Raw genomic sequence first — 9,546 nt, forward strand, 5'->3', positions numbered from 1 at the left:
GCGACCCCTGGCCGACAACCGGGGACCAGCCCCGCGTCCGGCGTCCCGGTGAGGATCGGCCGGGCGGCGACCCACGGCAATCCGGCAGGTCACCGCACACCGGACCGCAGGCCGCCGTCCCGCGGCAACCGAACCAGCCCCGGCCGCCGTATACCGGTCCGCAGGGTGCCGATCCCCGGCAGCCGGGTCCGCCCCGGCCGCCGCACAGCGGGCCGCCGACAGGACCGCAGCGACCGTGGAATCCCCAGCAGCGCTTCGATGGTCCGCCACCGCGCGGGCGCCGTGGCCCCGAACCCGGCTACGGGCAGGATTGATCGGCGGAGGCGGCGAATTCGAGTGCTCCGCCGGCTCGTGGCCCGGCCCGTCTCAGCGGCGTGGCCCCGGGAAGGGTAGCGCCTCGGGCGGGATGGTCGGTACGACGATCGGCGGCAGGCCCGGGAGAACCTCCCAGGTATTCGGTCCGGGAGTGACCGACGGCGGCGGCGCCTCGGGTTCCGGCCGGTAGACCGGCGGCGGTTCGGCCAGCGAGGCGTGTTCCGAGGTCGTCGTCGCGGTCGCCGTGGGCGGGCCGGAGGTCGCGGACGGTGCGGGTGCCGAGGTGGTCTCGGGCTGCGAGGTGCCCTGGACCGTGGCCGAATCCTTGCTGAACATGTGCTGGCCGTAACCGAGACCGATCCCGATGGACGCCACCACCACCAGCGCACTCACCGCCACCATGGCCGCGCTGATCTCCCGGTTGGGGCGCTGCGGCGGCTCGCCGAACGAACGGCGGGGCAGGAGTTTCGCCGGTATCCGCAGGGCTACGGTCGGCGGGTCCTCCTCGGGAGTGAGCCGCGCTACCGGGGTGCTGATCGGGTGAGGTAGGGCGGGGGAGGCGCCGGCGTCCGAAGCCTGCCCCGTTGCCGGACCTGGGGACGCCGGGCTCGAGGTGGGCCCGTTCGCGGTACCGGGCGGGGATAAGGTGCTCGGGGGACCGGTCGGTGCGGGTGCGCTCGGGGAGCCGGTGGGCGACGATGCGCTCGGGAGGCCGGTCGGCGCGGGTGTGCTCGGGGAGCCGGTCGGCGCGACGGTGTTCGTTGCAGATGTGCCCGGAAGACCGGTTTGCGGAGGCGCGCTCGGGGAGCCGGCCGGGCCGGACGTGCCCGGAAGGCCGGAGTGGGGTGGCGCGCTCGGCGGGCCGGTCGGTGGGCCGAAGATGCTCTGCTGCGATACCGGCAGATCAGGACCGGACCCCTCGCCCGGCGGCGACGGAAATACGGGGGAAGCGTGCGAACCCGAATGGGCGGCCACTGTTCCGGGGCTGGTCGCGCCAGTCGGTGCGGCCGGGGCGGGATGTGCGGTAGCTGCGCCGGGGAATGCGGTAGTTGCACCGGGGAATATGGCCGTGGTCCCGAAGGGAGCCGTCTGGGTGCCGGCGAACGCGGACAGGCCGGGGAGTGCCGCGGGCGGGCCGAGATACTCCATGCTGTTGCCGAACGGTGAGGTCGAGCCGGCGTCCGCGGGTACAGGTCCCGGGTCGGCGTTCGCGGTGTGTGCGCCGGAGTGCCCCGCGCTCGGGGCGAACTGTGCGGTCCCATCAGCGGGCCACGAGGACCGCACGCCGGATTCGAGATCCCCGGCGTGCGCGGCCGCGCCCGAGTATGCGGCGGGCTCGCTCAGTGCTGGGAAGGTGCCGTAATTCGGCAAGGCGTCACCGGGATTCGGTGAGGCGCCGTTGGTGTTCGGCGAGGTGCCGCCGAGATCAGGTGAGATGCCGTTGCCGGCCGGCGAGGTGCCGCCGGGGTTCGGTGAGATGCCGTTGTGGCTCGGCGAGGCGCCGCCGGAGTTCGGCGAGGTGCCGCTGCTGTTCTGCGAGATACCGCCAGCGTTTGGTGAGATGCCGCCGAGGTTTGGTGAGATGCCGCCGAGGTTTGGTGCGGTGCCGCTGAGGTTTGGTGCGGTGCCGCTGAGGTTTGGTGCGGTGCCGCCGAGGTTTGGTGCGGTGCCGCCGAGGTTTGGTGCGGTGCCGCTGTTGTTCGGCGAGCTGCCGGGGTTCGGTGAGATACCGCCGGGGTTCGTTGCGGTGCCGCTGCTGCCCGGTGAGGTTTCGTTGTGATTCGGGGTCGCGGCGCTCGGAATAGGTGCGGTGACACCGGGTAAGGGGTTGCTCGTGCCGGAATGTCCGTGCGCCGGGTAGGTCACGCCGGACTGCGCGGTGGCCGCATCCGGCCGGCTGCCGCTCTCGGCGGAGCGGTCCCGGGGATCGGCGGCCGGAGCGGAATCGTTCGCCGCCGCACTGCCGCCCGGATTATTCGATCCCGACCGCGCGCCCCGGCCCGGCGAATCCGCTTCGGCGGTACGCGTCCGCGCCTTGCCGGCCAGGAGCATGGCGCCGCGGGCGGCCGCCGTTTCCGGTTCCGGTGGTACCAGGATCGGCAGATCCACGGCTTCGCGCAGCGCGCGGCTCACCAGCGGAATCCGCATACCGCCGCCCACCGCCAGCAGCGCCTGCACCGGCCGGCCGGACCGTTCGATCACCTCGCGGGTCGCGCGGGCCGACGTTTCGACCGCCCGGCCGATGAGTGCGGTGAAATTCTCCTGCGTGAGCAGCACCGGACCGTAACTGCTGGGCAGCGCGACCGCGTTCCCGGACGAGAGCCGCTCCTTGGCCGAGCGGCACAGGGCGTCCAGTTCGGCCAGGCCGGCCGGGTCCGGCGGGTGGGCGATCCGGCCGGAGTTGATCTGCTGCTCGCGGATCAGCGAATCGAAATATTCGCCGCTGATATCGCCGGTGCGTTCGGTGTGCCGGACCTGCCGAGTGGGTACATCCACCACAGTTACCGAGAGGCCGGAGGAACCGAGATCGAAAACAGCGAGCGTGGCGACGTCTTTCAGGGCGCCGGATGCCACGGCGAATTCGAGGACGGCCTCGATATCGGGAACGATGTCGTAGGCGGTGAGCCCGTGCTCGTTCATCGCCGCGTACAGGGACCGGGCCTGCTGTTCGTCGCGGCAGGCCAGCACGGTGGCGGTGATCGCGGGATTCGAGTTCAGCGCCGCCGCGACCGAGAGCGCGGCGCGTTCGGCGCTCGGCGTTTCGGGTGGCACCACGAAGGTGCGCATATCGAACGTATCCGGTTCGGCGCAGGGCTCGGCCCCGGCTGGTGGGCGCGCCAGGCGGATCGCGCCGGCCCCCACCGACACTCCCAGTACTGAACTCATCGGCAGCCCATCCGTACTTCCCGCTTCACCCTGTGCGAGCGGCGCCGGCCTGTCGATGATGACGGCTCATCCCCCGAACCAGGCGGCCTCTTCGACAGTACCGCCCGGTTCCGTTGTCGTGGGAGGCAGGAACCGTTGCCCTACGTCCGGCTCGCCCACCCGACTCTACGGTGTGCCCAGGCCTGCGTACACCCATCCGGCCGACCGCCAAGCGGCTCGATCGAGACAATTGCGACCATCGATGATGGAGCGTGCCCGCACCACCGGGTCCAGGTCCTGTGGGCGGAGTTCGACGAATTCGTTCCATTCGGTCAGGACGAGCACCACATCGGCGCGTTCGCAGGCCTCGCGCACCGAGGTCGCGTAGCTGAGAGTGGGGAAGACCCGGCGCGAATTCTCCAGGGCTTTCGGGTCGTAGACGGTGACCACGGCGCCGTGCAGCTGGATCATCCCGGCCACGTTGAGCGCCGGGGAATCCCGGACGTCGTCGGATTCGGGTTTGAAGGCCGCGCCGAGAACGGCCACGTTCGCGCCGAGCAAGGAGCCGCCGCAGGCCCGGGCCGCCATATCCACGATCTTGGTGCGCCGGCGCATATTGATGTTGTCGACCTCACGCAGGAAGGCCAGCGCGTGATCGGCGCCGAGTTCCCCGGCGCGCGCCATGAAAGCCCGGATGTCCTTGGGCAGGCAGCCGCCGCCGAAACCGACCCCGGCATTGAGGAAGCGGCGGCCGATCCGTTCGTCGTAGCCGAGCGCGTCGGCCAGTACGGTGACATCCGCGCCGGTGGCCTCACAGACTTCGGAGACGGCGTTGATGAACGAGATCTTCGTTGCCAGGAAGGCGTTCGCCGAGACCTTGACCAGCTCGGCGGTGGCGAGATCGGTGAGCAGGAACGGGACCTCGGCGGCGAGCAGATCGGCGTAGAGCTCCTCGATCAGTTCGCGGACCCACGGCGAGCGCGCGCGGGTATCGTCGACGCCCAGCACCAGCCGGTCCGGGCGCAGCGTATCCCGGACGGCGTAACCCTCCCGCAGGAATTCGGGGTTCCAGGCGACCTCGATATCCACGTCGCTGAGCGCGCGGGCACGTTCGCCCAGCGCGGCGGCGGTGCCCACCGGAACGGTCGATTTGCCGACGATCACGCTGGGCCGGGTGACCAGCGGGGCCAGCGTATCCACCACGGCGTGCACGTATTTGAGGTCGGCGGCGTATTCACCCTTTTTCTGTGGGGTGCCCACACCGAGGAAATGCACCTCGGCATGGTCGGCCGCCTCGGCGTAGGAGGTGGTGAAGCGGAGCCGGCCGGCGTCGAGGTTGCGGCGCAGCACCGCTTCCAGGCCCGGTTCGTAGAACGGCGTGACTCCGTCGGAGAGTTTCGCGACCTTGCCCGGGTCGATATCGACTCCGAGAACATCGTGGCCGAGTTCGGCCATACACGCTGCGTGCGTGGCCCCCAGGTACCCGGTTCCGAAGACTGTGCATCGCATAATCGATTGGTAATCCCCGGTGGTGGCCCCACCGGAAAACCGAGGCGATCCGCCGGGCAACAGCAGATGTACACCGGACGACGTGGACTGCTGACCTGCGCGGATTGCTGCCGCTTCGGGTGTACGCGTCGGCTGCGCCGGCTTCGGGCGGCCGAGCCCCCAGGTGAGCGGCAGCACGGCCGAGGCCGCAGTGGGGAGCCGGGGGCGGTACTGCCGAGCCCACCGGGGGCGGGATCGCACGGCCGAGACCGCAGTGGGAAGTCGGGCCGCGCTGCCGAGTTGGCCCAGCCGAATCCGTACCACCGCAGGTTCTCGGTACGTGCCCGGCAGCGTGCGGTGGGTGGACGGGACGGCCGATTAGGATCGCGGCGGTGCGCCGCCGAATCACCCTCGCCGCCGGACTGGTGGCTGTCGCGGTGCTGGTGGTGGTCGCGCTGTGGCCGGTCTATGTACGCCCGCAACGTGAGGAGCCCGCGCCCGCCGACGCGATCCTGGTGCTCGGCGGTGCGCACGACGGCCGGGAGGCGCTGGGGTTGCGGCTGGCGCGGGAGGGTTACGCGCCGCGGGTACTGATCTCCAATCCGTACGAGGACAGTCCGCTGATCAACCGGATCTGTCACGGTGGCTACAGCTTCGAGGTGGTGTGTTTCGATCCGTCGCCGCGGACCACCCGGGGCGAGGGCCGGTATCTGGCGGATCAGGCGCGTGCGCACGGCTGGGACCGGGTCATCGTGGTCACCTTCACCCCGCATATTTCGCGGGCGCGGTATGTGCTCGGCAAATGCTGGGACGGCGAGATGTTGTTCGTCGACACTCGACCGGACCTCGGGCTGCCGCGATGGGCCTACGACTACGTGTACCAATCCGCGGGGTATGTGAAGGCGTTTTTCGAGGACTGCCCGCGGTGAACCGGAATCTTTCCGAGGAGATATGATGGCATGTGCCGTCAGTTTGACGGGATGAGAGAGAACTGGCTACATTCTCTCCAGCGCCGGTAGTCGCCGGACCTGCTGCGACGACGCATGAAGCCTTCGGGAGCGTGTATGGATTACGACTGGTCGGAGGCCGACAGGGCCTTCCGAGACGAGGTACGGGCGTTCCTGGCGGAAAAGCTCACGCCCGAGATCAGCACCGCGGGCCGGTTGATGACGAGTGTCTACTCCGACCACGAGGCGAGCCTGGAATGGCAGCGCATCCTGCACGAGCGCGGCTGGGCGGCGCCGCACTGGCCGGTGCAGTACGGCGGCTGCGACTGGTCGCTCACCCAGCACTACATCTTCAGCCGCGAACTCACCCTGGCCGGTGCGCCCGCGCTCTCGCCGATGGGTATCCGGATGGTCGCCCCGGCACTGATCGCGTTCGGTACCGACGAGCAGAAGAACTACTTCCTGCCGCGCATCCTCACCGGTGAGGTGTTCTTCTGCCAGGGCTACTCCGAGCCCGAAGCCGGTTCCGACCTGGCCGCACTCAGTATGGCCGCCGTCAGCGACGGCGAGGACTTCCTCGTCTCCGGCAGCAAGATCTGGACTACCCACGCCACCGAGGCGAACTGGATCTTCGCGCTGGTCCGCACCTCCCGCGAGGGTAAGAAACAGCAGGGCATCACCTTCATCCTGATGGATATGACCGCCCCCGGTATCGAGATCCGGCCGCTGGTGATGAGCTCCGGCGAGCAGGTGCAGAACCAGATCTTCTTCGACAACGTGCGGGTGCCCAAGAGCAATGTGCTCGGCAAGATCGATGAGGGCTGGACCGTCGCGAAGTACCTGCTGGTCCACGAACGCGGCGGCGGCGCGATGGCGCCCGCCCTGCAGGCCATGGCCGAGAACATCGCCGCCGCGGCGGCCACCCAGCCGGGCCGCGACGGCAAGCCGCTGAGCGAGGACCCGCACTTCGCGGGCCGGCTCGCCGACGCCCGCATCCGCACCGAAGTCCTCGAGGTGCTGGAGTTCCGGACGCTGGCGGCCATGGCCCAAGGGAAAGATCTCGGCACCTCCTCGTCGATGCTGAAAATTCTGTCCACCGAACTCAGCCAGCAGCTCACCGAGCTCGCGCTCACCGCGGCCGGCCCGCGCGGCCGGGTGTACCAGCCGCATGCGACCGCGCCCGGCGGCCCGATCGCCGAATACACCCCACCCGCCGACGGTTACGTCAGTGGCGCGGACTGGCAGGCCGTCGCACCACTGCGCTACTTCAACGACCGCGCCGGTTCCATCTACGCGGGCAGTAACGAAATCCAGCGAAATATCCTCGCCAAGGCAGCATTGGGGCTCTGATGGACTTCACCTTCACCGATGAGCAGCAGATGCTGCGGGACGCGGTCGCCGGTTTCCTGGCCGCCCGTTACGACCTCGAGAAAAGCCGCAGCGCGGTCAAAACCGGGCCCGGCTGGCAGCCCGAGATCTGGCGCGGCTTGGCCGAACTCGATGTGCTCGGCCTGACCTTGCCGGAGGAAGCCGGTGGGTCGGGCGGTGGTCCCGTCGAATCCATGATCATCGCCGAGGAACTCGGCCGTGCCCTGGTCGTGGAACCCTACGTCGACACCGTGGTGGTCGGCGGCGGGCTACTGCGCCGCTCCGGCGGTGAGCAGGCCCAGGCGCTCTTGGCGACGATCGCCGAGGGCAACGCGCGAATCGCCTTCGCCGCCCTGGAACCGGGTTCCGGGGAGGTGCGCCACGATGTTTCGGTCACCGCCCGGCGCGACGGCGACAGCTGGGTCCTCGACGGCGCCAAAATCGTGGTCACCAGCGCGCCCGTCGCCACCCACCTGATCATCTCCGCCCGCACCGCCGGGGAACGCCGCGACCAGGACGGTATCTCGCTGTTCTTGGTGGAGTTCGACGCCGCGGCCCCGCCCGCCGGAGTCGAGGTGCACCGCTATCGCACCATCGACGACCGGGTGGCCGCCGACCTCACCTTCACCGATTTCCGCCTCCCCGCCGATGCGCTCCTCGGCGCGGAAGGCCGGGCCTGGCCGATCATCGACGCCACCGTCGACGACGCCATCGCCGCCGTGGCCTCCGAAGCGGTCGGCCTGATGCGCAAAGTGCTCGACGACACCGTCGAATACACCAGACAGCGCCAGCAGTTCGGCGTCCCGATCAGCAGCTTCCAAGCATTGCAGCATCGTATGGTCGATATGCTGATCGAACTCGAGCAGAGCATCGCCGCCGCCTACCTGGCCGCCTACGCCCTGCAAGCCGAACCCGCCGAACGGGCCCGCGCCATTTCCGCGGCCAAGGTCACCATCGGCCGCGCGACCCGGCTCATGGGCCAGGAATCAGTGCAGCTACACGGCGCCATGGGCATGACCGAAGAACTGGCCATCGGCCACTATTTCAAACGGCTCACCGCCATCGAATACGAATTCGGCAACAGCTCCGATCACCTCGCCCGCTATATCGCGCTGACGAAGTGATCGGCCCGCACCCCACTCACTCCTGTGCCCGAGTGGGGTGCGGAAACCCGTGCCGGGCCGTGCGGTGGGCCGTCAGAGGGGGATCACCGCGCGACCCGGTACGTCAGTACTCGAGCTCGGTCCACGGAATGGTGATCGGGAACGGGAAATCGATCCGGATGCCGTCCTCATCGGCGGGAGTCCATTCGCCCGCGAGAACATAGTTTGCCGAGCGCAACGGCCGCACTCCGGGCGGAAGCCGACCGGGTTCGGTTTCCAGTGCATAGGCGTGTACTGCCTCGATAGCGCTTACTTCGCGCGCCAGAATGACCTCCCAGTACCAGGGAATTCCGGCGCCCGCGTAGCGTCCCTTCTTCGCCGTCATGGTGGAGGATGTATTCGAGGGGGACAATACTTCGCCCACAAGAAGCGTGGATGCCGCGCGTATGTCCTCGAATGGTTTTTCGGGGCAGCGGCAGACCAGGAAATCCGGAGTCAGGAAATCCGACTTTCCGCTGGTACCGAGGAAGACGTTGGTTTCCGTTTCGACCTTCCAGCAGGTTTCTGGTCGATCGGACATGTTCTTGCGGGCGCAGCGTTCGATCGCATTTGTCAAGCGACGGCCGAATGCCTGATGTTCCATGGGCCCGCGCCGGAGCCGGACCACACGTCCCTCCCAGAGTTCGATCTCGCCCGCGACCTCTTCGGGCAGCCGTTCGAGTTCCTCCCAGGACATGTACTCGGGGAGGTCTGAAGGTTCGATCTTCGGCCGGGACATAGCGCAATGGTATGCCCTGCTCGCAGACTTATCGATGGTGTTGGCGCCGCTCACGTGCGCAGCCGGTGGTGCGGCCTGTATGTGCTCGTGGATTCGAGCTATCGCCTGGTTGCGCGCAGGATTGCCGTCTCGACCGGGGAGGCTGACCCAGAACCGGTAGCTGGAGCGCCATCAGCGGGACCGAGATTCGGCTGGGCCAGGAAACGGGGCTCGGTACCGCGGTGGGGTTGGCCGGCGTGAACGAGGAACGGGTGGCACAGGTACACATCGCCCGCCCGGCCGGTGGCGAAGGCGAGTGGGCGATGCGCGGTGGCCGGTTCGGCGCGGCGGGCCAGTTCGCGGGCGTCGAGTCCGGCCTCGCCCTCGGGTTCGAGGATTCGGGCGACGTCCAGGTGAGACCCGGTCCGTATTCGGGTGGGTGCATCGGACTCGCCGGTATCGGAGAAGAGGAACAGCATCAGCAGGGCGCGGTTCTTCGAATGGATATTGACCCGCCAGCTGAGATAGTCGGCCGGGCTCGAATCCGGCCCCGGAAAGCTGGCATCCACATGCCAGCCGTCGAGTACGGCGGGTTCGTTGCCCGGAAACCGGATGACGAACCCCCCGAGACCCGTTCGGGGCACCCATCGCTTCGGGCCGACGAGCCGGTCGAATGCGGCGTGCAGGCGCGGTGTGTTGGCGG

The 9,546-nt window shown here is 68.8% G+C and carries 7 protein-coding genes; 3 read left to right on the forward strand and 4 right to left on the reverse strand.

The genetic code is table 11. From position 1 onward, the window contains the following. Window positions 1-366: 366 nt before the first annotated feature. Complete coding sequence (locus QH276_RS26535; protein ID WP_280397324.1) at window positions 367-3,201, reverse strand: Hsp70 family protein; 2,835 nt, start codon at window positions 3,199-3,201, stop codon at window positions 367-369. Between the two features lie 165 nt (window positions 3,202-3,366). Then, window positions 3,367-4,689 (reverse strand): UDP-glucose dehydrogenase family protein, encoded by a 1,323-nt coding sequence (locus QH276_RS26540; RefSeq protein WP_280397323.1) that lies wholly within the window; start codon window positions 4,687-4,689, stop codon window positions 3,367-3,369. Window positions 4,690-5,060: 371 nt separating this feature from the next. Here QH276_RS26540 and QH276_RS26545 point away from each other — a divergent pair, with 371 nt between their 5' ends. From QH276_RS26545 to QH276_RS26555, 3 genes are all read left to right on the forward strand, one after another. Further along, entirely contained in the window at window positions 5,061-5,597 is a 537-nt protein-coding gene (locus QH276_RS26545) for a YdcF family protein (protein ID WP_280397322.1), read from the forward strand. A 135-nt stretch (window positions 5,598-5,732) separates the two neighbouring features. Next, on the forward strand, window positions 5,733-6,965 hold the full coding sequence (locus QH276_RS26550; RefSeq protein WP_280397321.1) for an acyl-CoA dehydrogenase family protein: 1,233 nt from the start codon (window positions 5,733-5,735) through the stop codon (window positions 6,963-6,965). Beyond that, a complete protein-coding gene (locus QH276_RS26555) occupies window positions 6,965-8,107 on the forward strand; it encodes an acyl-CoA dehydrogenase family protein (RefSeq protein ID WP_280397320.1) in 1,143 nt (380 codons plus the stop codon). The genes QH276_RS26550 and QH276_RS26555 overlap by 1 nt, the downstream gene beginning before the upstream one ends. A 103-nt stretch (window positions 8,108-8,210) precedes the next feature. Here QH276_RS26555 and QH276_RS26560 read toward each other — a convergent pair whose 3' ends face one another. Beyond that, window positions 8,211-8,864 carry a Uma2 family endonuclease gene (locus QH276_RS26560; protein ID WP_280397319.1) on the reverse strand — a complete coding sequence of 218 codons (654 nt, stop codon included), beginning with the start codon at window positions 8,862-8,864 and terminating at the stop codon, window positions 8,211-8,213. Between the two features lie 98 nt (window positions 8,865-8,962). Continuing rightward, a partial coding sequence (locus QH276_RS26565) for a phytanoyl-CoA dioxygenase family protein (protein WP_280406934.1) occupies window positions 8,963-9,546 on the reverse strand: 584 nt, incomplete at its 5' end.

The organism is Nocardia carnea (assembly GCF_029869215.1).
In the GTDB taxonomy this organism is placed as follows: Bacteria; Actinomycetota; Actinomycetes; order Mycobacteriales; family Mycobacteriaceae; genus Nocardia; species Nocardia carnea_B.

Bases quoted from the DNA above. Each gene is read 5' to 3' on its own strand.
- QH276_RS26535 (WP_280397324.1), bottom strand. From the start codon at position 3,201: ATGAGTTCAGTACTGGGAGTGTCGGTGGGGGCCGGCGCGATCCGCCTG.
- QH276_RS26540 (WP_280397323.1), bottom strand. From the start codon at position 4,689: ATGCGATGCACAGTCTTCGGAACCGGGTACCTGGGGGCCACGCACGCA.
- QH276_RS26550 (WP_280397321.1), top strand. From the start codon at position 5,733: ATGGATTACGACTGGTCGGAGGCCGACAGGGCCTTCCGAGACGAGGTA.
- QH276_RS26555 (WP_280397320.1), top strand. From the start codon at position 6,965: ATGGACTTCACCTTCACCGATGAGCAGCAGATGCTGCGGGACGCGGTC.
- QH276_RS26560 (WP_280397319.1), bottom strand. From the start codon at position 8,864: ATGTCCCGGCCGAAGATCGAACCTTCAGACCTCCCCGAGTACATGTCC.